The following is a 26,699-nucleotide window of genomic DNA, read 5'->3' as shown; positions in this document are numbered from 1 at the left end:
GGGTTTCGCCTGGGGGAAGGGCTTTCTGACCAGATGGGGAAAGAACTTACCGAGGCGTTGTTTCCCCGGGGTTTCACAGTGTCTTCACAGCAGTGGGAGCGGTTCCGGGCATCCAGAGCCGTTGGACCGGCCAGGAACGTAGGCAGTCTGTTCCTGCTTGGTCAGATCCCGGTGGACAGCCTGGCAGATGCGAGCAATCGCCCGAGGCACGTCCGGCAGGTCGAGATCCCACACCTGCAGTGTGCCGCCGAAGCCTCCCGTGGCCAGCCTGCGGCCGTCGGGGCTGAACGCTATGGCCGCGGCGGGGTCGCTCTGGTCGAGGGTGGACCGGACCCGACCGGTGGCGACGTCCCACAGTCGCACGGTCCGGTCGTTGCTCCCCGTGGCCAGCGTGCGCCCGTCCCGGCTGAAGGCCACCGCTGTCACCCCGTTGGTGTGGCCGATCAGGGTGGCCCGGATGTGGCCGCTGCTCGCGTCCCACAACCGCACCGTGGAATCCTGGCTGCCGACGGTGGCCAGGGTGCGCCCGTCCGGGCTGAACGCCAATGCGCCGTCTCCTTTGGTACGGCCTGCCAGGGTTGCCCGGACCTGCCCGGTGGTCACGTCCCACAACCGCACCGTGTGGTCCTGGCTGCCGACGGTGGCCAGGGTGCGCCCGTCCGGGCTGAACGCCACCCTGTTCACCCCGTCGTAGATGTCGTCGTTGCCACCGTGCCGCAAGAGGGCTCTTTCCTTCCCGGTGGTCACATCCCACAACTGTGCGGTCTGGTCGCCGTTGCCGGTGGCGAGTGTGCGCCCGTCCGGGCTGAACGCCACCGACGTGACTCCGTTGACGGAGGTGACGCCGTTGGTGTGGCCGGGGAGGACGATGCGGAGCCTGCCCGTGTCCGTGTTCCACAGCCGCACCTTCGCATCGTCGCTGCCGGTGGCCAGGGTGTATCCGTCCGGGCTGAACGCCAGTGCGTTCACCGACGAGTGGACCGCGTAAGTCGCCCGGATCCCGCTCGTCTTCGGATCCCACAGCTTCACTGTCCGGTCGTAGCTTCCGGTGGCCAGGGTGCGCCCCTCCTGGTCGAACGCCGCTGACGAGACAAGGCCGGTATGTCCGCCCAGCGCCGTGGCTGTTCCCTTGGCCACGTCCCAGAGGCGTGCTGTGTGGTCCTTGCTTCCGGTGGCCAGGGTGCGCCCGTCGGGACTGAAGGCCAGAGTGCCCACTTCGTCGGTGTGTCCCAGCAGCGTGCGTTCCACCCTTCCCGCTGTGGTGTCCCACAGCCGTACCACTGCGTCATCGCTGCCGGTCGCCAGGGTGCCGTTCCGGCTGAACGCCACCGACGACACTGCGCTGACCTGCCCGGCGAGAGTGGCCCGGGCCTTCCCCGTGGCCGCGTCCCACAAGCGCACGGTGGCGTCATCGCATCCGGTGGCCAGGGTGCGCCCGTCCGGGCTGAAGGCCACGGATGCGACGCCGCCCGGCTGATCGGTGGCGGTGAGCTTCCTCGTGGCCACCTTCCACATCTGCAGTGTCTGGTTGTTGCCGCTGTTGTCGACCTTGTTCCCTCCGCCGACCGCCAGGGTCTGGCCGTCGGGGCTGAAGGCCACCGTGGTGACGGAGTCCATGTGGTGGTCCAGGGTCGCCCGGATCCTGGCCGTCCGCGGATCCCAGAGCTTCACGGTGCGGTCGTAGCTCCCGGTGGCCAGAGTTCGGCCGTCGCTGCTGAAGGCCAGCGACGACACGATGTCCTTGTGGCCGGTCAAGGTGGCTCGGACCGTCTGCGTCGGCACGTCCCACAGACGTACCTTGTGGTCGTCGCCGCCGGTGGCCAGGGTGCGCCCGTCGGGGCTGAAGGCCGCCGCCATGACCGAGGTACTGCCTTGGCTCAGGATGGCTTTGAGGCCGCCGGTCGCGGCATCCCAGAGCCGTAGCGTGTGGTCGTCGCCACCGGTGGCCAGGGTGCGCCCGTCGGGGCTGAAGGCTACGGCCCTGACGTTGCCCGTGTGCCCGGTGAGACGGTGCTTGAGGGGAAGTGCCGCGGCGGCGTAGACGCTGGTTACGGCCTCGTCCGTGGGGCTGGTCCGGTAGGAGTGGACGGCCAGCAGTGCGGCCAGGTCGGGGTCCGTGCCGATCAGCGCTGCGGACTGTGCGGCGAGCTGCCTCGACTCGGCGGCGCGCTGGGCGGTGACGGCAGCCTGGCGCTGGCGGTAGGCCGTGAAGGCCAGCACTGCAGTCATGGCAAAGAGCACAGCCAGGACGAGGGAGGTGATGCGGAGCACCCTGTTTCTTTGTGCTTCGCGGCGTAGCTCCGCCTCTCTCCAGTCCTGGCTGGCCTTGACGAATTCGTCGATGTCGCGGGGAAGCCGGCGTTGACCGGCCCAGTCCAGCCCCTCCCGTAGATCGGTGCCGTCCAGCAGGTCCCCGGTGTGCTCGCTGTGGGCCCAACGGGCACATCGCTCACCAACCCGGCGCAGCCAGTCGTGGAATCGGTGGTCGGCGGCCACCCACTCGCGCAGCTGGGCCCAGTCACGGATCAGCGCGTCGTGGATGAGTTCGGCCACCGGTTGGTCGCGGGCACTGCCGGACTCACCCAGCACACGCGTTGTGCCGGTGGTGATGATCCGGTACGCGGTCAGCCGGGCCAGGACCCCGTCGACCATGTTGTCGGTCGGCCGGTCGGCCGTGCCGGAGCCCGGTATGTCGGCTGCCAGCTCTCGCAGTACCGCCAGGGGTACTTGCTGGCGAGCGGCGGGGATGTGATGGGCTTCGTCGGCCGGCCGCACCAGGGCCGTCAGGATGCGCTGGGCCACCGGCCGCTCGTCCGCCGAAAGTTGGTCGAGGGCAGTGTTGCACCAGGTGGCGAGGCTACCGGTGACCTCGCCGATGCGCTGGTAAGCGTCATGGGTCAGCCAGCCGTCCCGGCGGCGTTCCCAGAGCTGACTGAGGGCCAGCTCAAGGGGCGCCAGCAGGGTCACGGGCGCCCTGCGGGCCGCGGCTCCGACGGGGTCGGCAGCCAGGACGTCGGTCGCGATCCGCTCGGGCAGGCCGTGTTCAAAACGCGCTCCCGCCGCCTGAGCCGGTCGGGTGATGATGGCGTGCAGGTCCTGCGGGCTCAATGAGGGGTGCACATTGAGCACTCCTGAGCCCGCAGCTTCCAGGAGCTCCGGGGCGAGGGCCGCCAGGCGCGGGTAGAAGTCGTCCCGCATCACCAGCAGCAGACTCAGTTGGACGGGCGCGTCGAGCGCCGCCTTCATCTGGTCCAGCACGCCGAGCGGCCCGGCGCTCGGTGGCTGACGGACGGTGGGCTGGGACAGCAGTTCTTCGAACTGGTCGACGATCAGCAGGAGCCGGCCGCGTCCGGACTCGGCGCCCAGCCTCCGCTCGACCGCCTCCGCGATGCCGTCGGTAGCGGCGCCGGGCAGTCCGGCCCGCTCCAACTCGGCCAGCAGGTTGCCCCCTGGGCGAGTGACCACCCGTAACCAGCGATCGCTGTCGGGCAGCCGGCCCTGAGCGAGCGCCGGCAGGACACCGGCCTGGATCAGGGAGGACTTGCCGGCTCCGGAGGGCCCGAGCAGGAAGAGCACCCGCCGCTGCTCGGCCAGCGCGGTGATCACCTGCTCGACGGCGGCCTCACGGCCGTAGAACCAATGGGCGTCGTCCTGAGTGAACGGCTTGAGCTCCCGGTAGGGGGACGCATCCGCCACTGCGAGCTCGGGCCATGCCTCACGCAGCACCTCAGCGGGCGTGGCATAGGCGATGTCCAGGCCCTTGAGGTGGGCGTCGGGAGGAGAGATGGCGGTGACCATACCGATCACCCGACCCGTTACTTCGTCCAGCAGCGGGCTGCCGCTGAACCCCGTCGCCAGGTCGTTGGCATCGGTCAGTTGCAGAACGCGTCCCACGCCCGCGGTGTCCGGCAGAAGATCACCGGCAACGCCGTAGCCGAAATGCCCGCCCGGTGGAGACTGAGCAGGGAAGCCGAAGGCCCGTACGCCGTGACCTCGGCAGTGCGCCGCGGACCCGAGCGCCGGAACCCGCACGCCGATCGGAGCATCCAGCCGCACGACGGCGATGTCCTGCGCCTGCGGGTCCCGCCAGGGCCCGGTGAGCACCATGCCCCGGAGCCGAGGGGCGCCGGGCACATGCGGGAATGCCGTCTGGAGGCTGTCGCCGGGACCGCAGCCGGCGGCCCGCACCACGTGCGCGCAAGTGACGAGCACATCGTCGGCGATCAGAAAGCCGGCTCCGGTGACCCGGCCGTGGTCGTCGAGGATCTGGGCGACGCCGGCAGGTCCTCCGGGACGTTCTTCGCTCCCGATGTCGGGTGGAGCCGGGTCGGCGGCAGTCACAGGCCCGCGACCTCAGTGCGCGTCCTGACCGGCCGCGGTGTTCTTCCACGCCAGTCTGACCTTGAGGTGGAAGCCTGCTTCGCTCTTGGTGATGACCGCCCCGGCCTGCGTCGCCAGGTCGACTCCGAACTCCACTTCGATCTCCTCAGGGCCCGCCTGGCGCAGCTGATCCAGCACAGCTCGGGCCGTCTCCCTGACCGGAGCGAGGGCAGCCTGCAGACTTGCCGGCAACTCGTGGATCGCCTCGCTGACCCGGCCCGCCTTGACCGGACCCTGGAACGCTTCCGGGGCGGCCTCGAAGAGGATCGAACCGCCATCCTCCAATGCGATCCGCGCAAGACTTCGCATCCACGGCACCCTTTCCTCGCCAACAGGCCCTCAGTGCAGGTGGGTTGATCGAATTCACGGTAGACGACCGCTTGGGCTGTCACCTCCACATTGCCGAGAAAAGCAGTGCGCAGGAGTTATGACGTGCGGCGCAGTGCGCGCAGTCCGCGCAACCCGATGACCCCGATGGCCGTCCCCAATACGAAGGAAACGACCGCAAGCAGCAGGTGCACCCAGAAGTACGCGGTCGGGTGACCGTTGTCGAAGGCGAGCCCACTGCTGTCCTTGATCAGGTTCTTGACGAAAGTGACCCAGATGACCCAGGACCACACCCCGAACGCGAGCAGGAACCAGGAGACCGGGCGGCTGAGCTTCATGCGACCAGTATTGCCGTTCGCCGTTCCGTTCCGTGTCGGGGGTGAGGTGGGTCATGGAACTTCACAGGCGACAAAAGGTACTTTCTCGACCGTGCTTGCTCCGAAGAAGATCGGCCGGCGATCGTTGCTGGTCGTCTCCGCCACGCTGCTGTCCCTTCCCGTCACCGCTCCCGCCGCCCTCGCCGCCCCGGCCCCCTCGACGAGCCCGGCGGCCACACCCCCGGCCCACATGTCGGCCGTGGGCGGCGAGCGGCTGGGACGGCCCGGCACGCAGGTCGATCTCGCACCCGGCGTCCCGGCGCTGCCGAAGGACCTCACCGCGCGCTCATGGATCGTCACCGACGCCGAGTCCGGCGAGGTGCTCGCCGCGCACAACGCGCACTGGCGGCTGCCCCCGGCGAGCACGCTGAAGATGCTGTTCGCGGACACCCTGCTGCCCCGCTTCCCGAGGGAGGAGAGGCACAAGGTGGTGCCGTCCGACCTTGCGGGCATGGGCGTCGGCTCCAGCGTGGTCGGGATAAAGGAGGGGCACACCTACTCCGTCCACGACCTGTGGCTCGGGGTCTTCCTACGCTCGGGCAACGACGCCGTGCACACACTGGCCGCGATGAACAAGGGTGTCCCGCAGACCGTCAAGGACATGCAGGACCACGCAGCCGAACTGCAGGCCCTGGACACGCACGTGGTCTCGCCCGACGGCTACGACGAGCCGGGGCAGCTGTCGTCGGCGTACGACCTGACGCTGTTCGCCCGGTCCGGGCTGCAGAAGAAGGACTTCCGCGACTACTGCTCGACCGTCAGCGCCAGGTTCGAGTCGGGCGAGATCCGCAACACCAACCGGCTGCTGAGCGGTGACACCGACGTGCCCGTCTACCGGGGCATCGCGGGCGTGAAGAACGGCAACACCACCAACGCGGGCGCCACCTTCACCGGGGTCGCCGAGCGGGGCGGCAGGGTGCTGCTCGTCACCGTGATGCACCCGGAGAAGCGCGAGCACAACGAGGTCTACAAGGAGACCGCCAAGCTGTTCGACTGGGGCTTCCAGGCGGCCGGCAAGGTCAGGCCGGTGGGTGAGCTGGTGCCGCCGAAGAGCGCCCTGCCGAGCCCGGGGCCCGACGCCTCCGCCGGACAGTCCGCGGGCGGCGACGGCTCCGGCGCCAAGCCGGTGGCCGGTGCCACCGCCGGCTCCGGCTCGGGCATCGGCACCGCCGCGGCCATCACGGGCGGGGTGCTGGTGCTGCTCGCGGGCGCGGCGTTCCTGATCAATCGCCGCTGGCCGCTGCCGGACCTGATGCGCCGCGGGCCGCGTCCGTGACGCCGGCGCCCTCGGCCTCCGTGCTGTTGGTCGCCGTCCAGGAGGCGCAGAACAGGATCAGTTTCGCGGTGAAGTTGATCCACAGCAGCAGGGCCACGGGGACGCCGAAGGCGCCGTACATGCTCTTCGCGGCGACTCCCTGGATATAGCCGCTGAGCAGCAGTTTCAGCAGTTCGAAGCCGACCGCGCCGAGCAGTGCGGCCACCACCAGGCGGCGGCGCGGCGGCTCGACACCGGGCAGCAGGGTCAGGACGTAGAGCAGGACGAGGAAGTCGCCGAGCACGGCCACGGCGAACGCGGCGATCCGCAGCAGCGCACTGCCCCAGCCGTGCTCGGCCAGGCCGAGGTTGCGCGACACGACACCGACCGCGGCCGAGGCGAGCGTGGACGCGGCGAGCGTGATCAGCAGGGCCCCGCCGAGGCCGAGCAGGATGCCGGCGTCCTTGGCCTTGGCCACCACCGGGTTCTGCTGCTGGTCCGGCAGCTCCCACACCGCGCGCAGACAGTCCCGGGTCTGGCCGACCCAGCCGATGCCGGTGAGCAGCAGCACGGCGCCCGCGATGACGCCGACGGTACCGGCGTTGTCCACGAGTGAGGTGAGGTCCAGTCGGCTGGAGACGACGCCGGGGAACTGCTCGGCGATCTTGTGCTCGACGGTCTTCTGCCGGTCCGGGCTGAGCGTGGCCGCACTGACCGCGGCGACCAGGGTGAGCAGCGGGAACAGCGCCACGAAGCTGATGAACGTCATGGCGGCGGCCAGCCGCGTCCACTTCACCCGGTCCAGCCGTTCGTAGCAGTGCCACGCGTGCGTCTCCGCCAGCCGGACCACGAGCGGCCCGATGCCGGGGAGTCTCTTCAGCCAGTCCATGGTCCGTTCCTGCCCCCGACCGCGCGCTCGTAAGACATCCCACTAATCACCCATTGTGTGGAGCGGGCGAATGTTCCGTAACAATCCCCCATATAGGGACGATACGGTCAACGGCATGCCTGGAGACACCGCCTTCGGCCTCCCCCAGTCCCTGCTCGTCCTCGGCGGCACGTCCGAGATCGCGCTGGCCACCGCGCGCCGGCTGATCGCCCGCCGCACCCGCACGGTCTGGCTTGCGGGCCGCCCGTCACCGGCCCTGGAACAGGCCGCCGAGAGCCTGCGCGCACTCGGCGCGGACACCCGTACCGTCGCCTTCGACGCCCTCGACCCCGAGTCCCACGAGACCGTCCTCGGCAAGGTCTTCGCCGAGGGCGACATCGATCTGGTGCTGCTCGCCTTCGGCATCCTCGGCGACCAGGCCCACGACGAACGTGACCCGGTACGGGCCGTCCAGGTCGCCCGGACCAACTACACCGGAGCCGTCTCCGCCGGCCTGGTCTCCGCCCGTGCCCTGCAGACCCAGGGGCACGGCTCCCTCGTGGTGCTGTCCTCCGTCGCCGGCGAGCGGGCCCGCCGGGCCGACTTCATCTACGGCTCCAGCAAGGCCGGCCTCGACACTTTCGCCCAGGGCCTCGGCGACGCCCTGCACGGCACGGGCGTGCACGTCATGGTCGTACGGCCCGGGTACGTCCGGGGCGAGGGGCCGCTCTCGACGACCCCGGAGGCGGTGGCCACGGCGATCGAACTGGGGTTGCGCAGACGGTCGGAGGTGGTGTGGGTGCCGGGGGCGCTACGGCTGGTGATGGCAGCCCTGCGGCACATGCCGAGGGCACTGTTCCGGCGGCTGCCCGTCTGAGGCCTTGCTACGACACCGCGCTGCGGCCCACCCCACGGAGCGCACCGGCCTGCGGCGGCACCACGGATCCCCCGAACGTGTACTCCCGCAACTTGCGCCACACGCCATCGGCGCCCTGCTCGTAGAGCGCGAACCCCGTGCACGGCCACTGCGCGTCGAAGCCGGCCAGTTCCTCGAAGGCGCGGTCCATCGCCGCGTCGTCGATGCCGTGCGCGACGGTGACATGCGGGTGGTACGGGAACTGCAGCTCACGCGCCACCGGCCCGGAAGCGTCCCGCACCCGCTGCTGCAGCAGGGTGCAGTCCTCGGCGCCCTGGACGACACGGACGTAGACCACCGGGGACAGCGGACGGAACGTGCCCGTGCCGGACAGCCGCATCGGGAACGGCCGCCCGCCCGCGGCGACCTCGGTGAGGTGCGCCTCGACGGCCGGCAGCTCGCTCTCGTCGACCTCGGTCGGCGGCAGCAGCGTGACATGCGTGGGGATGCCGTGAGCCGCGGCGTCGCCGAAGCCCGCGCGCCGCTCCTGGAGCAGGCTGCCGTGAGGCTCCGGGACCGCGATCGACACGCCGATCGTTACGGTCCCCACGTCGTCTCCTGTCGTGTGTCTGTTTTCGTCTCGTCCGTCGGCTATCGACTGTACGGCTATGGCTGTCCTGTGGGCAGGCGCAGCGGAAGTGATGTGCAGCGCTCCGCCCGGTAGGACGTGTGTACGGTCGTGCGCCTCAGCGCCGGTCTGTGCGACCGGGTGCCGTTGCGCGCGTTCTCAGTGCTTCGCCGGCAGGAAACCCACGCGGTCGTACGCCTGCGCGAGGGTCTCCGCGGCGACCGCGCGCGCCTTCTCCGCGCCCTTGGCGAGGATCGAGTCGAGCGTCTCGGAGTCGTCCAGGTACTGCTGGGTGCGCTCCCGGAACGGCGTCACGAACTCGACCATGACCTCGGCGAGATCGGTCTTGAGGGCGCCGTACATCTTGCCCTCGTACTCCTGCTCCAGGTCGGCGATCGACTTGCCGGTGAGCGTGGAGTAGATGGTGAGGAGGTTCGACACGCCCGGCTTGTCCTCCGCGTCGTAGCGGATCACGGTGTCGGTGTCGGTGACGGCGCTCTTGACCTTCTTGGCGGTGGTCTTCGGCTCGTCGAGCAGGTTGATCAGGCCCTTCGGCGTGGACGCCGACTTGCTCATCTTGATCGAGGGGTCCTGCAGGTCGTAGATCTTCGCCGTCTCCTTGAGGATGTACGGCGACGGGATCGTGAACGTCTGCCCGAAGCGGCCGTTGAAGCGCTCGGCCAGGTCACGGGTCAGCTCGATGTGCTGGCGCTGGTCCTCGCCGACCGGCACCTCGTTCGCCTGGTAGAGGAGGATGTCCGCGACCTGCAGGATCGGGTACGTGAACAGGCCGACGGAGGCGCGCTCGGCGCCCTGCTTGGCGGACTTGTCCTTGAACTGGGTCATGCGGCTGGCCTCGCCGAAGCCGGTGAGGCAGTTCATGATCCAGGCGAGCTGGGCGTGCTCGGGGACGTGGCTCTGGACGAAGAGGGTGCAGCGGTCCGGGTCCAGACCGGCGGCCAGCAGCTGCGCGGCGGCGAGCCGGGTGTTGGCCCGCAGCTCCTTCGGGTCCTGCGGGAGCGTGATCGCGTGCAGGTCGACGACCATGTAGAACGCGTCGTGGGTCTCCTGCAGGGCCACCCACTGGCGGACGGCGCCGAGGTAGTTGCCGAGGTGGAACGAGCCGGCGGTGGGCTGGATGCCGGAGAGCACGCGGGGGCGATCAGCAGTGGCCATGTTTGTCATTGTCGCAGAGAGCTCGGGGGGTTCTGTGCGTGGGGAACTGCGCGTATTCCGTGGTTGCACGCGCCCCGCGGCGGAGCCGCACATCGCATGCGGCCCCGCGCTCCTTACGGGGCGCTTCAGCCCAGGTCGACCTGCGGATACAGCGGGAAGCCCGCCACCAGGTCCGTCGCCCGCTGGGCGATTTCCTGGGCGACCTTCTCGTCCAGGACGTGGGCCGCCTTGGAGGGGGCACCCGACTTGGTGGTGCCCGGCTCGGTGGTGGTGAGGACGCGGTCGATGAGGCCCGCCACCTCGTCCATCTCGGCGGTGCCCAGACCCCGGGTGGTCAGGGCGGGGGTGCCGATGCGGATGCCGGAGGTGTACCAGGCGCCGTTGGGGTCGGCCGGGATGGCGTTGCGGTTGGTGACGATGCCCGAGTCGAGGAGGGCCGCTTCGGCCTGACGGCCGGTGAGGCCGTAGGAGGTGGCTACGTCGATCAGGTTCAGGTGGTTGTCGGTGCCGCCGGTGACCAGGGTGGCGCCGCGCCGCATCAGGCCCTCGGCCAGGGCGCGGGAGTTGTCGACGATGCGCTGGGCGTAGTCCTGGAAGGCGGGCTGCCGCGCCTCGGCGAGGGCGACGGCCTTGGCGGCCATGACGTGCGGCAGCGGGCCGCCGAGCACCATCGGGCAGCCGCGGTCGACCTGGTCCCTGAGGGAGTCGTCGCACAGGACCATGCCGCCGCGCGGGCCGCGCAGCGACTTGTGGGTGGTGGTGGTGACGATCTGGGCGTGCGGGACCGGGTCGAAGTCGCCGGTGAGGACCTTGCCGGCGACGAGGCCCGCGAAGTGCGCCATGTCGACCATGAGGGTCGCGCCGACCTCGTCGGCGATCTCGCGCATGATCCGGAAGTTCACCAGACGGGGGTACGCCGAGTAGCCGGCGACGATGATCAGCGGCTTGAACTCGCGGGCCTGGGCGCGCAGGGCGTCGTAGTCGATCAGGCCGGTGGCCGGGTCGGTGCCGTAGGAGCGCTGGTCGAACATCTTGCCGGAGATGTTCGGGCGGAAGCCGTGGGTGAGGTGGCCGCCGGCGTCCAGGGACATGCCGAGCATCCGCTGGTTGCCGAAGGCCTGGCGCAGCTCGGCCCAGTCGGCCGCGGAGAGGTCGTTGACCTGGCGGGCGCCGGTCTTCTCCAGGAAGGGGGCCTCGACCCGGTCGGCGAGGACGGCCCAGAAGGCGACGAGGTTGGCGTCGATGCCGGAGTGCGGCTGGACGTAGGCGTGGCGGGCGCCGAAGAGCTCGCGGGCGTGCTCGGCGGCCAGGGCCTCCACGGTGTCGACGTTGCGGCAGCCGGCGTAGAAGCGGCGGCCGACGGTGCCCTCGGCGTACTTGTCGCTGAACCAGTTGCCCATCGCCAGCAGGGTGGCCGGGGAGGCGTAGTTCTCGGAGGCGATCAGCTTGAGCATCTGGCGCTGGTCGGCGACCTCCTGGCCGATGGCGTCGGCGACGCGCGGTTCCACGGCGCGGACGACGTCGAGGGCGGCGCGGAAGGCGGTGGACTCGGTGGAGAGGGACTGCTGCTCTGGCATGAGGACCTCCGGACGGTGTGCGTACAGCGTTCACGTTCGGCCCAGGCGCACGGCACTTTCCCGCTGGGGCCGCTCCCCGATGGTCCGTCCCATCCCAAGCGCGCCAGTCACGACCCGCCGATCAGCCTACCGGGCGAGCCGCACGGCGCAGGTCCCGCGTCCACCATGCGAGCGACGATAGGAAAGAGGTCACCGTCGTGTTCCCGAAGTGTTCTCGTCGGATCCGGGAGAGGCCATGACCACTGCAGAAGACCTCATCAGCGCCGCCGAGGCGCACTGTGCTCCCACCTACCGTCCGCTGCCGGTGGTCGTGGCCACGGCGGAGGGGGCCTGGATGACGGATGTGGAGGGGCGGCGGTATCTGGATCTGCTGGCTGGTTACTCGGCGCTGAACTTCGGGCACTGCAACCGGCGGCTGATCGACGCGGCGAAGGCCCAGCTGGAGCGGGTGACGCTGACCTCCCGCGCCTTTCTGCACGACCGGTTCGCGGCGTTCTGCACGGAGCTGGCCGAGCTGTGCGGGATGGAGATGGTGCTGCCCGTGAACACCGGCGCGGAGGCGGTGGAGAGCGCGGTGAAGACAGCCCGGAAGTGGGGGTACCGGGTGAAGGGGGTGCCCGCGGAGATGGCGAAGATCGTGGTCGCGGGCGGCAACTTCCACGGGCGTACGACGACGATCATCAGCTTCTCCACCGACCCGGAGGCCCGGGCGGACTTCGGGCCGTACACGCCGGGGTTCGAGATCGTGCCGTACGGCGATCTGACGGCGATGCGTCAGGCGCTCACGGAGAACACCGTGGCGGTGCTGCTGGAGCCGATCCAGGGGGAGAACGGGGTGATCGTGCCGCCGGCCGGCTATCTCCCCGCGGTCCGGGAGCTGACCCGCGAGCGGAACGTGCTGTTCGTCGCCGACGAGGTCCAGTCGGGTCTCGGCCGCACGGGGCGGACCTTCGCGTGCGAGCACGAGGGGGTGGTCCCGGACATGTATGTGCTGGGCAAGGCGCTGGGCGGCGGGATCGTGCCGGTGTCGGCGGTGGTGTCGAGCGCGGAGGTGCTCGGGGTGTTCCGGCCGAACGAGCACGGCTCGACGTTCGGTGGCAATCCGCTGGCCTGCGCGGTGGCGCTGGAGGTGATCGCGATGCTGCGCACGGGCGAGTTCCAGGCCCGTGCGGCCGAGCTGGGCGAGCGGATGCACCGGGCGCTGGGCGCGCTGCTGGACACGGGCGCGGTGACGGCGGTGCGCGGGCGCGGGCTGTGGGCGGGCGTGGACATCGCGCGGAAGGTGGGCACGGCGAGGGAGGTCTCGGAGCGGCTGATGGACCGCGGGGTGCTGGTGAAGGACACCCACAGCGCCACCGTACGGATCGCTCCGCCGCTGGTGATCAGCGAGGAGGACCTGGACTGGGGGCTGGAGCAGTTCCGGGCGGTGCTGAGCGGCTGAGCGCACAGGTCAGAGGATCACGTGGGGCAGGAAGCGGGCGTACTCGTCGGTGATCAGGCCGGAGGACTCGCGGATGCCGAGGCCGGCGGGCTCGTCCCGGACGACCCAGGCGCCGAGGACGACGTGGTTGCCGTCGAAGGCGGGCAGCGGGGCGAGCTGCTGGTAGCAGCAGGGCTCGTCGCGGAGTACGGCCGGGGCGCCCGGCCGGTGCACGGTGACGCCCTCGCCCTCGCGGCCGAGCAGGGGTTTGGCGACGTAGCCGGGGGCGCAGGCCAGCTCGCGGGGGCCGTCGAGATGGGCGGGAAGGAGATTGGGATGGCCGGGGTACAGCTCCCAGAGGATCGCCAGCAGGGCCTTGTTGCTGAGCAGCATCTTCCAGGCGGGTTCGATCCACAGGGTGCTGCCGGTGCCGCCGCCGTTGTCGAGAGTGGCGAGGACGTGCCCGCCGAAGGCGTCGGTGGTCAGCCACTCCCAGGGGTAAAGCTTGAAGATGCCGCGGATGAACCGGAGTTGGTTGTCGACGAAGCGGCCGGAGAGGCTGTCCCAGCCGATCTCCTCCATGGACAGCCAGTCGGTGTCGAGGCCGGCCTGTTCGGCGGTCTCCTTCAGATAGGCGACCGTCATCAGGTCCTCGCCCAGTTCGTCGGCCGAGGAGTGCGCGAAGTGCAGGGGGCTGCCGGGAGGGAGGAGCGCGGCCTGGGTCCGCCAGGCCGCGACGAGGCGTTCGTGCAGGGAGTTCCACTGGTCGGCGCCGGGGAAGCGGTCCTCCATCCAGAACCACTGGGGCGAGGCGGCCTCCACGAGTGAGGTCGGGGTGTCGGCGTTGTACTCCAGCAGCTTGGCCGGGCCGGTGCCGTCGTAGCGGAGGTCGAACCGGCCGTAGACGGAGGGGAGTTCGGCGCGGCGCCGCCAGGCCTCGGTGACCGCGGCGGCCACGACCGGGTCGGTGATGCCGAGGTCGGCGAGCCGGTCCTCGGCCACGATGTGCTCGGCGGCCGCGAGGCACATGCGGTGCAGTTCCTCGACGGTCTCCTCCAGCGCCTCGATCTCGTCCAGGGTGAAGACGTAGTAGGCGCTCTCGTCCCAGTAGGGGCGCAGGGAGCCGTCGGGGTGGCGGGTGAGGGGGTACACGAGCCCCTGTTCCTCGACGGTCTGCTGCCAGCCGGGGCGGGGGGTGGTGGTACGGCGTTCCATGGCCGGCGCCGGTCAGCCGCCGGAGCTGTGGTGGCCGCCGCCGAAGCCGCCGCGGTGGACTCCGGTGCCTGCGTGGCTGCCGCCCGAACCCGACCTGGGCCTGGTGAAGGAGCCGCCGCTCACCCAGGAGCCCTTCTTCTTGCCGCCGTAGTACCAGCCGCCGTCTACCGAGGTCTTGAGGGAGGACGTCTTGCAGTTCTTGTCGGAGACGACCTTGTAGCCCTTGCCGTAGGTGTAGCTGTCGCGGTCGACGCAGCGCTTGTCCGGGTCGGAGGAGCAGGCGGTGAGGGCGGCGGCCAGCAGGCCCATGCCACCGAGGACGACCGTGCCGGAGCGCAGTCGGCGGCGCGTGTTCTCCATCGTGGTTTCCCCCGCGTGTTCGCCTGTTCGTAGGACTGTCGGTTCAGCCTAGAGAACGGTAAGAGCGCAGGCCGCAGTGGGTTGTCGTGTCGGCCGTCTCCTAGAGTCCCTTTGTGGTCTTTGGAATGGTGTGCGCCCTTGGCGCGGCGGTCTGCTTCGGCACCGCGACGGTGTTGCAGGCGGTGGCCGCGCGGGCGGCGGGCACGGACGGGGGTGGCGGCGAGGCGGCCCTCTTGCTGCGGGCGCTCAGACAGTGGCGGTACATCGCCGGACTGGCGCTGGACGGGCTCGGCTTCCTGTTCCAGATCGCGGCGCTGCGGTCTCTGCCGATCTACGCCGTCAGTGCCGCCCTTGCGTCGAGCCTGGCGGTGACCGCGGTGGTCGCGGCACGCCTGCTGCGGGTGCGGCTGAGCGGCACGGAGTGGAGCGCGGTGGCCGTGGTGTGCGCCGGGCTCGCGATGCTGGGGCTGGCGTCCGGGCCGGAGGGCAAGCAGGTCGGCTCGGACGCGTTGGCGTACGTGATGCTCGCCGTGGCGGTCGGGATGCTGCTGCTCGCCCTGGCGGGCGGGCGGCTGTCCGGTCCTGGGCGGGCGCTGGCGCTCGGGCTCGGGGCGGGGTTCGGGTTCGGGGTGGTGGAGGTGTCGGTCCGGCTGATCGACAGCCTGGCGCCGACGGATCTTCTGACCAACCCGGCGACCTACGCGCTGCTGATCGGGGGCGGCGCCGCGTTCATGCTGCTGACGTCGGCTCTGCAGCGGGGCTCGGTGACCACCGCGACCGCCGGGATGGTGATCGGGGAGACGATCGGGCCGGCGGCGGTGGGCGTGGTGTGGCTGGGAGACCGCACGCGGGAGGGGCTCACCTGGCTGGCCGCCCTCGGGTTCGTCGTGGCCGTGGTGGGTGCGATGGCGCTCGCGCGCTTCGGGGAGGCGCCGGTGGAGGAGCAGTCCGCCTGAGGGGGCACGCGGTCAACGACGAGGAGTGAGGGGCGGTCGGCGAACGACCGCCCCTGGGCACCTGCGGCGGCCTCCTGCGGGGCGTAGTCCACGGCGAGGTACGGCCGGACCAGGGGCAGACCGTCGGCGGCGATGACGTGCCTTCCTTCTGCCGTCACGGCCTGCTCAGTACGCCGGTGAGCTGGGTGAACACATCGTGGACATGGCCGACGCGCCGCCAACGGTATGAATGCGGACGTCGCCGAACATTCTTCACACACCCTTCCATCACTGCCAACCCAGCAGGAAGGCAGGAATCTGCGGGAAACCAGGCGATCACATGAATCGAGGAATCACCATGGAGCGTCGTTCCGTGTTCAAGGGCGGAGCCGCCGCATTCGGCGCGCTCGCCATCACCGCCGTCACGAGCGGCAGCAGCATGGGGGAAGCCGCCCAAGCGTATCCGGGCCTGCTCCCGGCCCCGGCCACGACCCCCGTACCGAACTCCGGGCGGCCCCACTGCGCTGTGACGCACGACCCGCTCCCGGACCCGGCCACGACCCCGGTGCCGAACCCGCCCTTCCCCTGCAATCTGACCCGCGCCGAGCGGCAGCACCTGGAAACCTTCGACGAGTTGGACTTCGTCGTCTTCTCACACGCCGACTGGGCCCGCCTGGGTGAAAGTCACGCGAAGAACATCCGCGTGCACTGGCCCGACGGGCACTACACCGACGGCCTGGACAGACACATCGAGGATCTCAAGGCGCTGTTCGCGTGGGCACCCGACCTGTCGATCGAGTCGCACCCGCTGCGGGTGGCCAAGAACGAGCTGACCGCGGTCACCGGGGTGGCTCATGGCACCTTCTCGCGTCCGATGCCGGACGGGAAGGGTGGCTTCATCCAGCCGACTGGCAAGAAGTTCTCGATCAACTTTTGCACCGTCGGAATCTGGAACCGGAAAGGCACCATGGACGAGGAGTTCCTGTTCTGGGACAATCTGACCTGGTATCAGCAGATCGGTCTGGCCTGACACTTTCGGCGGGTAGACGCCGACCGTGCCTCCTACGGCAACACCCTGCACAACGCCTCCAACGCCCCCGCCCACGCGCTGTCCGGCGGGGTCGCGTACCCCACCACCAGGGCGTCCAGGGGCTCGGTCACGGCCTCGGGATGGCGGTGGCCGGAGAGGCCCCGCAGGGCCAGGCCCTGCCAGGTCGCGGCCTGGATCACCGACTGTTCCAGGCCGGCCGGCAACCGCAGCACGGCGTGCAGGCCGGCGGCGATCCCGGTGACCCTCACCTCAGGGGCGCGGGCCGAGACGGCGGTGGCGAGGGCGTCGCGGCGGCGACGGTAGCGCAGCCGGGAGGAGCGGACGTGGCGGTCGTACGCGCCGGAGGTGATGAACTCGGCGAGGGTGAGCTGCTCCAGCGCCCCCACCGTGTCGGTGCCGCCCTTGGCCGAGGCCGCCTCCTCCGCCAGGGACGCCGGCAGCACCATCCAGCCCAGTCGCAGTCCGGGGGCCAGGGACTTGCTGGCGGTGCCGAAGTAGATCACGCGGTCGGGGTCGAGGCCCTGGAGGGCGCCGACGGACTGGCGGTCGTAGCGGAACTCGCCGTCGTAGTCGTCCTCCAGGATCAGGCCGCCGGTGCGGCGCGACCAGTCGATCACTGCGGCCCGCCGGTCGGAGTGCAGGGGCGTGCCCATGGGGAACTGATGGGCCGGGGTCAGCATGACCGCACCCTGTCCGCCCAACGCCCGTGTGTCGGTGCCGAGTTCGTCGTACGGGAGAGCCGGTGTGGCCAGTCCGGACCGCTGGAGCAGGCCCCAGTACGCGTCCAGGCCGTACGACTCGACCGCCACCGTCCGCACCCCGCGCGCCCCGAGCAGCGAGCCGGCGATACGCAGGGCGTGGGCGAAACCGGAGGTGATCAGCACCCGCTCCGGGTCGGTGCGGACGCCGCGCACCCGCGCGAGATAGCCCGCGAGGGCGGTGCGCAGTTCGGGGCGGCCGCGCGGGTCGCCGTAGCCGAGGGCGTGGTAGGGGGCGGTGGTGAGGGCGCGGCGGGCGGCCCTGAGCCATGCGGCGCGCGGGAAGGCGGCGAGGTCGGGGATGCCGGGGACGAGGCTGTACGTCGGACGGGCCGGCTCCCCGTGGGGCGGGGCCAGTCCCCTGCCCGGCGCCACGTACCGTGCCGCACCGGACGGCGGAACCGCTGCGGCCCCCTCCGCCACCCGGGTGCCCGAGCCCTGCCGGGCGGTGAGCCAGCCCTCCGCCACCAGGTCGGCGTAGGCCTCGGCGACGGTGTTGCGGGCGATGCCGAGGTCGGCGGCGAGGGAGCGGGAGGAGGGCAGCCGAGTGCCGGGGGCGAGGCGGCCGGTGCGCACGGCCTCGCGCAGGGCGTCGGTCAGGCCCCGGCGCAGCCCGCCGGAGCCGGCCGGTTCGAGGTGCAGATCGACGCCCAGAGTGGCCCAGGATTCCACTATGGAAATGGACCATACTCCTGGGCTGCCCGGCTCCTAGGGTCGAAGCATGAGCACAGAGACCAGCACCGAGAAGACCGTCGAGTACGTCCCCGAGCACACCCCCCGCATGAACTGGGCCGAACACGCCCCCGAGGTGTTCAAGGCGATGATCCGGCTCGACGCGGCGGCCCGGCAGGGTCTGGACCCGACGCTGTACGACCTGGTGAAGATCCGCGCCTCGCAGATCAACCACTGCGCCCTGTGCCTGGACATGCACACCAAGGACGCGCTGGCGGCCGGCGAGAGCGTCCAGCGGCTCGTGCAGCTCAGCGCCTGGGAGGAGTCGAAGCACTTCTACACCGCGAAGGAACTGGCGGCGATCGAGCTGACCGAGGCGATCACCGTGCTGACGGACGGATTTGTGCCGGACGAGGTGTACGAGAAGGCCGCCAAGCAGTTCGAGGAGGCCGAGCTGGCCCAGCTGATCGCCGCGATCACGGTGATCAACGCCTGGAACCGGTTCGGTGTCACCACCCGCGCGGTGCCCGGCCACTACCAGCCGGGGCAGCACAAGTGAGCCGTACGCAGCTGCTGGACAAGGAAGTCGGCCGGGCGATGTCCGCGCTGAGCGCGGCGGCGAAGAAGGGGCTCGGCGATCCGGCACTCGCCGAGCTGGTGATGATCCGGGCCTCGCAGCTCAACCACTGCGCCTTCTGCCTGGACATGCATCTGAGGCTGGCGCGAAAGAACGGCGAGTCGGAGGACCGGATCCAGCTCCTCAACGCCTGGGAGGAGGCCGAGGACCTCTACAGCGAGCGGGAGCGGGCCGCGCTGGCGCTGACGGAGGCGGTCACCGTGCTGACCGAGGGCTTTGTGCCCGACGAGGTGTACGAGACGGCCGCCAAGCACTTCGGGGAGGCCGAGCTGGCTCACCTCATCGCCCTGATCACCGCCGTCAACGGCTGGAACCGGATCATGGTCAGCCGCCGTACCGCACCAGGGGGTTATCAGCCATGAGCAAGGTGGACGTGTTCCGCGCGCTGCATCTCAAGCGCCCTCAGGGCGACCCGCTGGTCCTGCCCGGCCCCTGGGACGCGGCCGGTGCACGCGTGTTCGCGGAGGCCGGGTTTCCGGCACTGGCCACGCCGAGCGCCGGGGTGGCCGCCTCGCTCGGGTACGCGGACGGGCAGACCCCGGCCGACGAGATGTTCGCCGCGGTCGCCCGGATCGCGCGGGCGGTGGACGTCCCGGTGTCGGCGGACATCGAGGGCGGGTACGGGCTCGCGCCCAAGGAGATCGTGGAGCGACTACTGGAGGCGGGCGCCGTCGGCTGCAATCTCGAGGACTCGAACGGGGGTGTCCTCAAGGACCCGTACGAGCATGCCGAGTTCCTCGCCGAGGTACGTTCGGCCGCCGCCGACCGGCTGTTCGTCAACGCCCGGGTCGACGTCTTCGTCTGCGGTGACGGCGATCCCGAGCGGGCCATCGAGCGGGCCGCGCTGTACGTGGCGGCGGGCGCGGACTGCATTTACCCGATCCTCGCCCCCGTCGACGTACTGCCCCTGCTGCGCGCCGGGATCCAGGGCCCGCTGAACGCGCTGGCCCGCCTGGACGACGAGGGGCCCTCGCCCGCCGCACTCGGCGAACTCGGGGCCACCCGCGTCACGTTCGGGCCGGGACTCCAGCGGCAGGCCGTGGCGGGCGTCCGGGAGATCGCCAACGGCCTCAAGTCACAAGGACGTTAGGACAGCCACCTCTTCCACACGTCGGGGTGGCTGTCCACCCACTTCTTCGCCGCGTCCTCGGGGGACAGCTTCTGGTCGGCGATCATCAGGGAGACCTCGTTCTGGTCCTCGGTCGTCCACCGGAACTTCTTCAGGAAGGCCGCCGCCTTGCCGCCGGACCTGGCGAAGCCGGCGTTGAGGTACTTCTGCAGCGGGGTGTGCGGGTAGGCGCAGGCGACCTTCGCCGCGTCCGCGTCGCAGCCCTCCTTGTAGGGCGGCAGCTTCACCTCGGTCATGGGAACCTTCTTGAACAGCCACTGGGGGGCGTACCAGTAGGTCAGGAAGGGCTTCTTCGCCTTGGCGAACTGTTTCATCTGGGTGATCTGGGCGGCCTCGGAGCCGGCGAAGACGACCTGGTAGTTCAGCTTCAGGTTGTTCACCAGGGCCTTGTCGTTGGTGACGTACGACGGGGAGCCGTCCATCAGCTGGCCCTTGCCCCCGCTCTCCGCGGTGCGGAAGAGGGAGGCGTACTTGTTCAGGTTCTTCCAGTCGGTGATGTCGGGGTGCTGCTCGGCCAGGTACGTCGGCACGTACCAGCCGATGTGACCGGTCACCCCGAGGCCGCCGCCCCGCGCGATCGTCTTCTTGTCCTCGACGTACCGCTTCTCCTGGTCCGGGTGGCCCCAGTCCTCCAGGATGGCGTCGACCCGGCCCTGGCTGAGCGCGTCCCAGGCGGGCACCTCGTCGACCTGGACGGTGTCGACGCGGTAGCCGAGCTTGTGCTCCAGGAGGTACTGGGCCACGGCGACGTTGGACTGCGCGCCCACCCAGGACTGCACGGACAGGGTGACGGTCTTCGAGCCCCGGGCGTTGGCGAAGGGGCTGGCCTGCTTGGTCATGTCGGCGGCGCCGCAGCCGGTCACCGTCAGCAGCAGCAGCGAGCCCACCGCGAGTGTCGTACGTGCGCGCATGTCAGGCTCCCTTCCTCGTACGGCGTTCCGTCGGCTGGGTCACCCGGTCGAGCATCAGGCCCAGGCAGACGATCGCGGCACCGGCCACCAGACCGGTCGCCAGATCGCCCTGGGCGAGGCCGAAGGCCACGTTGTAGCCGAGGGCGCCGCCGCCGACCAGGCCGCCGATGATGACCACGGCGAGGACCAGGACCACGCCCTGGTTGACGGCGAGCAGCAACGACCGTTTGGCGAGCGGCAGCTGGACCTGCCACAGCTGCTGGCGGCCGGTCGCGCCGAGCGAGCGCGCCGACTCCAGCGCGGCCGGGTCGACCTGGCGCAGGCCCTGCGCGGTGATCCGGACGACCGCGGGCAGCGCGTAGACGACGGCCGCGGCGACGGCGGGGGCGCGGCCGACGCCGAACAGGGCGACGACCGGGATCAGGTACACGAACTGCGGCATGGTCTGGAACACGTCCAGGACCGGGCGCAGCGCGCGTTCGACGCGGTCGCTGCGGGCGGCGGCGATGCCGGTCGCGAAACCGAGGACGAGCGTCACGGCTACGGCGGCCAGCACCTGGGAGAGCGTGTCGAGGGCCGGTTCCCAGACGCCGAGCACACCGATCGCGGCCATGGCGAGGACGGCGGTCAGGGCGGTGCGCCAGGTGCCGATCGACCAGGCCAGGGCGGCGACGATCAGCAGCACCGACCACCAGGGCAGCCACTGCAGGCCGCCGCGCACCGGGTCCAGGACCCACGTGGTGAAGTGGCCCGCCCAGTCGGCCGTACCGCCGATGACCGGGACGCCGGAGTAGAGGTGGTTGGTCATCCAGTCGACGGCGCGGTTGACCGGTTCGGCGATGTCCAGGGTCCAGCCGGAGGGCCAGTCGAGGCGGCCGAGGAGGCGAGCGGCCAGGGCGGCGGCCACGGTGACGGCCAGGGCGTAGGCCCAGCCGATGGTCTTCGGGCGCGTGGTGCCGGCGCCTGCCGCTCCGGTGACCCGGTCCAGGACGATCGCGAGCAGCACGATCGGGATGCCGGCCGCGAGGGCCTGGCCGACGTCGACCGAGGCGAGCGCCTGGTAGACGCGGTCACCGAGGCCGCCGGCGCCGATGACCGAGGCGATGACGGCCATGGACAGCGCCATCATGATCGTCTGGTTGAGGCCGAGGAGGAGTTCGCCCCGGGCCAGCGGGATACGGGCGGTCAGCAGCCGCTGGCGGCGGGTCGCGCCGAGCGACTCCACGGCCTCCAGGACTTCGGGGTCTGCGCCGCGCAGGCCGAGCGCGGTGAGGCGGGCCATCGGCGGGGCCGCGTACACGACGGTGGCGAGCACGGCCGCGGGGACGCCGATGCCGAAGACCAGGACGACGGGGAGGAGGTAGGCGAAGGCGGGGAGCACCTGCATGGTGTCCAGGACCGGGCGCAGCGCGCGGTCCAGACGGTCGGACAGGCCGCCGGCGAGGCCCAGGAGCGCGCCGACGACGACGGAGGCGAGGACGGCTACGACCATGAGCGCGAGGGTCTGCATGGTCGGTACCCACATGCCGAGGGCGCCGCAGGTCAGGAATGCGATCGCGGTGCCGGCGGCGAGGCGGGGGCCGGCGAAACGCCAGGCGAGCAGGGCGCCGAACGCCGTGACGCCGGTCCAGCCCGCGGCGAGCAGGGTGAGGTAGACGGCTCGTACGGACAGGACGACCGCGTTGCTGATGTAGCCGAAGAAGTACAGGAACAGGGGGTGGCTGTCCCGGTTGTCGATGACCCAGTTGCTGGCGCTGGTGAGGGGTTTGTCCAGGCTGACGGTCAGGTGGTGGGGCCAGGATCCGCCGTGGAGGAGGGGCAGGAGTACGGCGGTGACGAGCGCGAGCAGGAGCAGTTTTGCCGCGGTTCGGCTCTTCAGCAGGCGGAGGGTGTGCGTGCGGGAGGAGGTCGGGACGGTGAGCGTTGCCATCAGACGGCCTCCGGGCTGGTGCGGGAGCCGGGTATGCACACGTCTATGCCGGCCACGACGTCCAGCAGCAGCTCGTGGTCCACGGTGCCGACACAGGTGCCGTCCTCCAGCACGCACGCCGCAGTGCCGGTCTCGGCCACGGTTCTGATCGCGTCCGCGACCACCGCGTCCGGGGCCAGCGCGCCCGGGTGCTCCGGGCCGCCGCAGGCACCCGGCTTCATGGCCGTACGCACCGTCATGACCTGCTCGCGCGGCACGTCCCGGACGAACTCGCGGACGTAGTCGTCCGCCGGGGAGCCCACGATCTGCTCCGGGGTGCCCAGTTGGACGACCTTGCCGTCGCGCATCAGGGCGATGCGGTCGCCCAGCTTGAGGGCCTCGGACAGGTCGTGGGTGATGAAGACCATCGTGCGGCCCTCCTCGCGGTGCAGGCGGGCCACCTCGTCCTGCATGTCGCGCCGGATGAGCGGGTCGAGGGCGCTGAACGGCTCGTCGAACAACAGCACCTCGGGGTCGACCGCCAGCGCCCGGGCGAGCCCCACGCGCTGGCGCTGGCCGCCGGAGAGCTGGGCGGGGCGGCGGTGCTCCATGCCTTCGAGGCCGACCTTGGCGACGACCTCGGCGGCCCGCTCGCGCCGCTCGGCCTTGCCCATGCCCTGGATCTCCAGGCCGTACGCCACGTTGTCGAGGACCGTGCGGTGCGGGAGCAGGCCGAAGTGCTGGAAGACCATGGCGGCCCGGTGCCGGCGCAGTTCACGCAGGCGCGCCTTGTCCATCGCGCGGACGTCCTCGCCGTCGATGGAGATCGTGCCCGCCGTCGGTTCGATGAGGCGGGTGAGGCAGCGGACCAGGGTGGACTTGCCGGAGCCCGACAGGCCCATCACCACGAAGACCTCGCCCTTGCGGACGTCGAAGGAGACGTCACGGACGGCCGCGGTACAGCCCGTGCGGGCGCGGAGGTCGGCGGGGTCGAGGGCGCCGAGTTCGGGGTCGGCGGGGATCCGCTGCGGCTTCGGACCGAAGACCTTCCACAGGCCGGAGACCGAGAAGACGGGGGCGCTGGTGGTGGGCGGCTTACGGGTGGGGACGGGGCGGGTCATCGGGCGTCACCTCCGATCAGGTCGACGGCTTTCTCCCCGACCATGAGCACCCCGATCATCGGGTTGACGGCGGTCATGGTCGGGAAGACGGACGCGTCGGCGATGCGGATGCCGTCGAGGCCGCGGATCTTCAACTCCGGGTCCACTACGGCGAGTTCGTCGTCGGCGGCGCCCATCTTGCAGGTGCCGGCCGGGTGGTAGACGGTGTGGGCGACCTTGCGGGCGTACTCGCCGAGTTCGGCGTCGCCCTGGATCTCCGGGCCGGGGCAGACCTCGCGCTTGAGCCAGCTCGCGAGCGGCTCGGTCGCGGCGATCTCACGGGCGATGCGGATGCCGTCGACCAGGGTCCTGCCGTCGTAGTCGTCCGCGTCGGTGAAGTAGCGGAAGTCGAGGGCGGGCTTGACGGACGGGTCCGCGCTGGTCAGGTAGAGGCGGCCGCGGCTCTTCGGCTTGGGGATGTTCGGGGTCATCGAGACGCCGTACGCGGGACGCTCGTAGCCGAGCCGCTCCGGGTTGTCCGTGAACGGGATCTGGTAGAAGTGGAACATCAGGTCCGGGCCGGTGTGTCCGGGGTCGCGGCGGACGAACAGGCCCGCGTCGGAGTCCATCGCGGAGTTCTCCGGGATGGGGCCGTGGGTCTCCCAGACGATGACCGACTCCGGGTGGTCCAGCAGGTTCTCGCCGACGCCCGGCAGGTCGTGGACGACGGGGATGCCCAGCTCTTCCAGGTCCCGCCGGGGGCCGATGCCCGAGTGGAGGAGCAGGCGGGGCGAGTCCACGGCGCCGGCGCACAGCAGGACCTCGCCCCGGGCCCTGATCAGGAGCTCCTCGCCGCCCTTGGTGCGCACGTGGACGCCCTCGGCCCGGCCCTCGGTGATCTCCAGCCGGTACGCCCAGGTCTCCAGCAGGAGGGTGAGGTTGGGGCGCTCGTCCAGCACGGGGTGCAGGTACGCCACCGACGCCGAGGACCGCTTGTTGGTCTCGGGGTGGTAGGCGAGGTCGAAGAAGCCGACGCCCTCGGTGAAGGGCTTCTTGTTGAAGCCCTCGACGCGGGGGACGCCGAGCGCGGCCTGGGCGGCGTCGACGAAGTCGCGGGCGATGGCGTTCCGGTCCTTCTCGTCGACGGAGACGATGTTGTTCTTCAGGCGGGCGAAGTAGGCCTCCATGGGGACGGCGCCCCAGCCCTTGGCGCCGGCCTCCTCCCACTCGTCCCAGTCGGACGGCAGCGGCTTGAAGGAGATCAGGGTGTTGTGGGAGGAGCAGCCGCCGAGGACGCGGGCGCGGCTGTGCCGGATGTGGGAGTTGCCGCGGGGCTGCTCCACCGTCGGGTAGTCGTAGTCGAGGTCGCCGCCGAGCAGGCCCGTCCAGCGGCGCAGGGTGAGGACGTCGTCGCGGCCGACATCGCTCGGGCCGCCCTCGATGACGGCGACGGTGACGTCCGGGTTCTCGGTGAGGCGGGAGGCGATGACGGAGCCCGCCGTGCCGCCGCCGATGACGACGTAGTCGTAGACGTGGGGGATGTGGGACATGGGGGTGTTACTCCAGGGGGGACGGAAAATCAGGGCTCAGCCGGCGAACCAGCGCACCGGCTTCGGCGCGAGGTTCTGGTACACGTGCTTGGTCTCGCGGTACTCGGCGAGTCCGGCGGGCCCCAGCTCGCGGCCGGTGCCGCTCTTGCCGAAGCCTCCCCACTCCGCCTGCGGCAGGTAGGGGTGGAAGTCGTTGATCCAGACGGTGCCGTGGCGGAGGCGGGCCGCGACGCGCCGGGCCTTACCGGGATCGGTGGTCCAGACGGCGCCGGCGAGGCCGTACTCGGTGTCGTTGGCGAGGAGGACGGCTTCCTCCTCGGTGCGGAAGGTCTCGACGGTGAGGACCGGACCGAAGACCTCCTCGCGGACGACCCGCATCTCGCGGTGGCAGGCGTCGAGGACGGTCGGCTCGTAGAAGTAGCCGGTCCCGGGGCGCTGCGGTGACGGCTCCGGCCGCTTGCCGCCGCAGCGCAGTACGGCGCCCTCGGCGAGCGCGGAGGCGACGTACGCCTCGACCTTGGCGCGCTGCTGGGCGGAGACGAGCGGGCCGCACTCGACGCCGTGCTCGGTGCCGCGGCCGAGCCTGATCTTCCGTGCGCGGTGGGCGAGTTCGGCGACGAAGCGGTCCCTGACGGACTCCTCGACGATGAGCCGGGCGCCGGCCGAGCAGACCTGGCCGCTGTGGATGAAGGCGGCGTTGAGGGCCTGGTCGACGGCGGTGTCGAAGCCTTCCTCGGTGGCGCAGGCGTCGGCGAAGACGACGTTCGGGTTCTTGCCGCCGAGTTCGAGGGCGACCTTCTTCACGGTCGGGGCGGCGGCCTGGGCCACCTTGGTGCCGCTGGCCAGGCCGCCGGTGAAGGAGACCAGGTCGACGTCGGGGTGTTCGGCGAGCCGGGCGCCGACGGTGTGGCCGGGGCCGGTGACGATGTTCGCCACTCCGGCGGGCAGACCGGCCTCCGTCAGCAGCTCGATCAGCGCGATGGTGGTCATCGGGGTGATCTCGCTGGGCTTGACCACGAAGGTGTTGCCGGCGGCGAGCGCCGGGGCGATCTTCCAACTGGCCTGGAGCAGCGGGTAGTTCCAGGGGGTGATCAGCGCGCAGACGCCGACCGGCTCGTGTACGACGACGCTGTGGATGTCGGGGGAACCCGCGTCCACGACCCGGCCCGGCGCCTCGGCGGCGACCAGGTCGGCGAAGTAGCGGAAGGCGTCGGCGACGCAGTCGATGTCGATCCGGCCCTCCTCGACGGTCTTGCCCGCGTCCCGGCTCTCCAGCAGGCCGAGTTCCTCGCGGCCCTGCACGAGGAGGCCGGCGACGCGGCGCAGCAGGGCGGCGCGTTCGGCGACCGGGGTGTGCGGCCAGGGGCCGTGGTCGAAGGCCTGCCGGGCCGCGGCCACCGCGCGCTCGGCGTCCTTCTCGTCGCCCTCCGCGACCACGGCGAACGGCCGGGCGTCCGCGGGGTCGAGGACCTCGCGCGTCGCGCCGGAGATCGCATCCAGCCACTCGCCACCCGCGTGGATGGTCGCCTGGGCCTGTCCTGCCGTTCTGTCCGCCATGATCGGTGTTGCCTTCCGTTCCTGATCCGTGCCCCTGTGTCACACGTGTGT

At 70.9% G+C, this 26,699-nt stretch carries 23 protein-coding genes and 1 riboswitch; of the genes, 8 read left to right on the top strand and 15 right to left on the bottom strand.

Translation table 11 applies throughout. The annotated features are described in order from the left end of the window. Positions 1 to 84: 84 nt before the first annotated feature. The 3 genes from ACZ418_RS05985 to ACZ418_RS05975 all read right to left on the bottom strand — a co-directional run bounded on the left by ACZ418_RS05985 (position 85) and on the right by ACZ418_RS05975 (position 5,045). Positions 85 to 4,341: an nSTAND1 domain-containing NTPase gene (locus tag ACZ418_RS05985; protein WP_468357553.1), complete on the bottom strand. Its 4,257-nt coding sequence runs from the start codon at positions 4,339 to 4,341 to the stop codon at positions 85 to 87. A 12-nt stretch (positions 4,342 to 4,353) separates the two neighbouring features. Beyond that, a complete protein-coding gene (locus ACZ418_RS05980; RefSeq protein WP_468357550.1) occupies positions 4,354 to 4,689 on the bottom strand; it encodes a CU044_2847 family protein in 336 nt (111 codons plus the stop codon). Between the two features lie 116 nt (positions 4,690 to 4,805). Continuing rightward, complete coding sequence (locus ACZ418_RS05975) at positions 4,806 to 5,045, bottom strand: SCO4848 family membrane protein (protein WP_468357547.1); 240 nt, start codon at positions 5,043 to 5,045, stop codon at positions 4,806 to 4,808. Between the two features lie 91 nt (positions 5,046 to 5,136). Between ACZ418_RS05975 and ACZ418_RS05970 the strand changes: the two genes are divergently transcribed. Beyond that, positions 5,137 to 6,360: a D-alanyl-D-alanine carboxypeptidase family protein gene (locus ACZ418_RS05970; protein WP_468357544.1), complete on the top strand. Its 1,224-nt coding sequence runs from the start codon at positions 5,137 to 5,139 to the stop codon at positions 6,358 to 6,360. Here ACZ418_RS05970 and ACZ418_RS05965 read toward each other — a convergent pair. Continuing rightward, positions 6,308 to 7,228 (bottom strand): YihY/virulence factor BrkB family protein, encoded by a 921-nt coding sequence (locus tag ACZ418_RS05965; RefSeq protein WP_468357541.1) that lies wholly within the window; start codon positions 7,226 to 7,228, stop codon positions 6,308 to 6,310. The two genes, ACZ418_RS05970 and ACZ418_RS05965, sit on opposite strands and share 53 nt — an antisense overlap. Positions 7,229 to 7,343: 115 nt before the next feature. On the opposite strand from ACZ418_RS05965, the gene ACZ418_RS05960 reads away from it, so the two are divergent. Continuing rightward, entirely contained in the window at positions 7,344 to 8,084 is a 741-nt protein-coding gene (locus tag ACZ418_RS05960; protein WP_468357538.1) for a decaprenylphospho-beta-D-erythro-pentofuranosid-2-ulose 2-reductase, read from the top strand. 7 nt (positions 8,085 to 8,091) lie between these two features. Here ACZ418_RS05960 and ACZ418_RS05955 read toward each other — a convergent pair whose 3' ends face one another. From ACZ418_RS05955 to ACZ418_RS05945, 3 genes are all read right to left on the bottom strand, one after another. Beyond that, positions 8,092 to 8,673, bottom strand: a complete 582-nt coding sequence (locus ACZ418_RS05955) for a 2'-5' RNA ligase family protein (RefSeq protein ID WP_468357535.1) — start codon at positions 8,671 to 8,673, stop codon at positions 8,092 to 8,094. 177 nt (positions 8,674 to 8,850) lie between these two features. Next, complete coding sequence (trpS, locus tag ACZ418_RS05950) at positions 8,851 to 9,876, bottom strand: tryptophan--tRNA ligase (protein ID WP_468357532.1); 1,026 nt, start codon at positions 9,874 to 9,876, stop codon at positions 8,851 to 8,853. 116 nt (positions 9,877 to 9,992) lie between these two features. Beyond that, positions 9,993 to 11,444: a glycine hydroxymethyltransferase gene (locus ACZ418_RS05945; protein ID WP_468357529.1), complete on the bottom strand. Its 1,452-nt coding sequence runs from the start codon at positions 11,442 to 11,444 to the stop codon at positions 9,993 to 9,995. A 32-nt stretch (positions 11,445 to 11,476) separates the two neighbouring features. After that, a riboswitch (ZMP/ZTP riboswitch) is annotated at positions 11,477 to 11,565 on the bottom strand. A gap of 114 nt (positions 11,566 to 11,679) precedes the next feature. Here ACZ418_RS05945 and rocD point away from each other — a divergent pair. After that, complete coding sequence (rocD, locus tag ACZ418_RS05940) at positions 11,680 to 12,885, top strand: ornithine--oxo-acid transaminase (protein WP_468357526.1); 1,206 nt, start codon at positions 11,680 to 11,682, stop codon at positions 12,883 to 12,885. Between the two features lie 9 nt (positions 12,886 to 12,894). Here the strand turns inward: rocD and ACZ418_RS05935 are convergent, their stop codons facing one another. Beyond that, positions 12,895 to 14,079 (bottom strand): glutathionylspermidine synthase family protein, encoded by a 1,185-nt coding sequence (locus ACZ418_RS05935; protein ID WP_468357523.1) that lies wholly within the window; start codon positions 14,077 to 14,079, stop codon positions 12,895 to 12,897. A gap of 12 nt (positions 14,080 to 14,091) precedes the next feature. Continuing rightward, positions 14,092 to 14,439 (bottom strand): hypothetical protein, encoded by a 348-nt coding sequence (locus ACZ418_RS05930; protein ID WP_468357520.1) that lies wholly within the window; start codon positions 14,437 to 14,439, stop codon positions 14,092 to 14,094. 125 nt (positions 14,440 to 14,564) lie between these two features. Here ACZ418_RS05930 and ACZ418_RS05925 point away from each other — a divergent pair, with 125 nt between their 5' ends. Continuing rightward, positions 14,565 to 15,395: a DMT family transporter gene (locus tag ACZ418_RS05925; protein WP_468358880.1), complete on the top strand. Its 831-nt coding sequence runs from the start codon at positions 14,565 to 14,567 to the stop codon at positions 15,393 to 15,395. A gap of 337 nt (positions 15,396 to 15,732) precedes the next feature. Further along, complete coding sequence (locus ACZ418_RS05920) at positions 15,733 to 16,404, top strand: ester cyclase (protein WP_468357517.1); 672 nt, start codon at positions 15,733 to 15,735, stop codon at positions 16,402 to 16,404. A 32-nt stretch (positions 16,405 to 16,436) separates the two neighbouring features. Here ACZ418_RS05920 and pdxR read toward each other — a convergent pair whose 3' ends face one another. Further along, positions 16,437 to 17,858, bottom strand: a complete 1,422-nt coding sequence (gene pdxR, locus ACZ418_RS05915; RefSeq protein WP_468358877.1) for a MocR-like pyridoxine biosynthesis transcription factor PdxR — start codon at positions 17,856 to 17,858, stop codon at positions 16,437 to 16,439. Between the two features lie 46 nt (positions 17,859 to 17,904). Between pdxR and ACZ418_RS05910 the strand changes: the two genes are divergently transcribed. From ACZ418_RS05910 to ACZ418_RS05900, 3 genes are read left to right on the top strand one after another with little or no spacing between them, the layout of a single operon-like run. Beyond that, on the top strand, positions 17,905 to 18,414 hold the full coding sequence (locus ACZ418_RS05910; protein WP_468357514.1) for a carboxymuconolactone decarboxylase family protein: 510 nt from the start codon (positions 17,905 to 17,907) through the stop codon (positions 18,412 to 18,414). Continuing rightward, positions 18,411 to 18,854 (top strand): carboxymuconolactone decarboxylase family protein, encoded by a 444-nt coding sequence (locus ACZ418_RS05905; protein WP_468357511.1) that lies wholly within the window; start codon positions 18,411 to 18,413, stop codon positions 18,852 to 18,854. The genes ACZ418_RS05910 and ACZ418_RS05905 overlap by 4 nt, the downstream gene beginning before the upstream one ends. Then, positions 18,851 to 19,582 (top strand): isocitrate lyase/PEP mutase family protein, encoded by a 732-nt coding sequence (locus ACZ418_RS05900; RefSeq protein ID WP_468357508.1) that lies wholly within the window; start codon positions 18,851 to 18,853, stop codon positions 19,580 to 19,582. Before ACZ418_RS05905 ends, ACZ418_RS05900 begins: the two co-directional genes overlap by 4 nt. Here ACZ418_RS05900 and ACZ418_RS05895 read toward each other — a convergent pair. The 5 genes from ACZ418_RS05895 to ACZ418_RS05875 are packed head-to-tail and all read right to left on the bottom strand — an operon-like array spanning position 19,579 to position 26,648. Then, complete coding sequence (locus ACZ418_RS05895) at positions 19,579 to 20,532, bottom strand: ABC transporter substrate-binding protein (protein ID WP_468357505.1); 954 nt, start codon at positions 20,530 to 20,532, stop codon at positions 19,579 to 19,581. The genes ACZ418_RS05900 and ACZ418_RS05895 overlap by 4 nt on opposite strands. 1 nt (position 20,533) lies before the next feature. Beyond that, on the bottom strand, positions 20,534 to 22,462 hold the full coding sequence (locus tag ACZ418_RS05890; RefSeq protein WP_468357502.1) for an ABC transporter permease: 1,929 nt from the start codon (positions 22,460 to 22,462) through the stop codon (positions 20,534 to 20,536). Continuing rightward, a complete protein-coding gene (locus ACZ418_RS05885) occupies positions 22,462 to 23,562 on the bottom strand; it encodes a quaternary amine ABC transporter ATP-binding protein (RefSeq protein WP_468357499.1) in 1,101 nt (366 codons plus the stop codon). Before ACZ418_RS05885 ends, ACZ418_RS05890 begins: the two co-directional genes overlap by 1 nt. Next, complete coding sequence (locus ACZ418_RS05880; RefSeq protein ID WP_468357496.1) at positions 23,559 to 25,091, bottom strand: GMC family oxidoreductase; 1,533 nt, start codon at positions 25,089 to 25,091, stop codon at positions 23,559 to 23,561. Before ACZ418_RS05880 ends, ACZ418_RS05885 begins: the two co-directional genes overlap by 4 nt. 36 nt (positions 25,092 to 25,127) lie before the next feature. After that, on the bottom strand, positions 25,128 to 26,648 hold the full coding sequence (locus tag ACZ418_RS05875; protein ID WP_468357493.1) for an aldehyde dehydrogenase family protein: 1,521 nt from the start codon (positions 26,646 to 26,648) through the stop codon (positions 25,128 to 25,130). Positions 26,649 to 26,699 lie beyond the last annotated feature (51 nt).

The sequence above is a fragment of the Streptomyces sp. NPDC030820 genome, assembly GCF_055572075.1.
The sequence above is the reverse complement of the archived record's forward strand: the minus strand, read 5'-3'. Positions and strand labels throughout refer to the sequence as shown.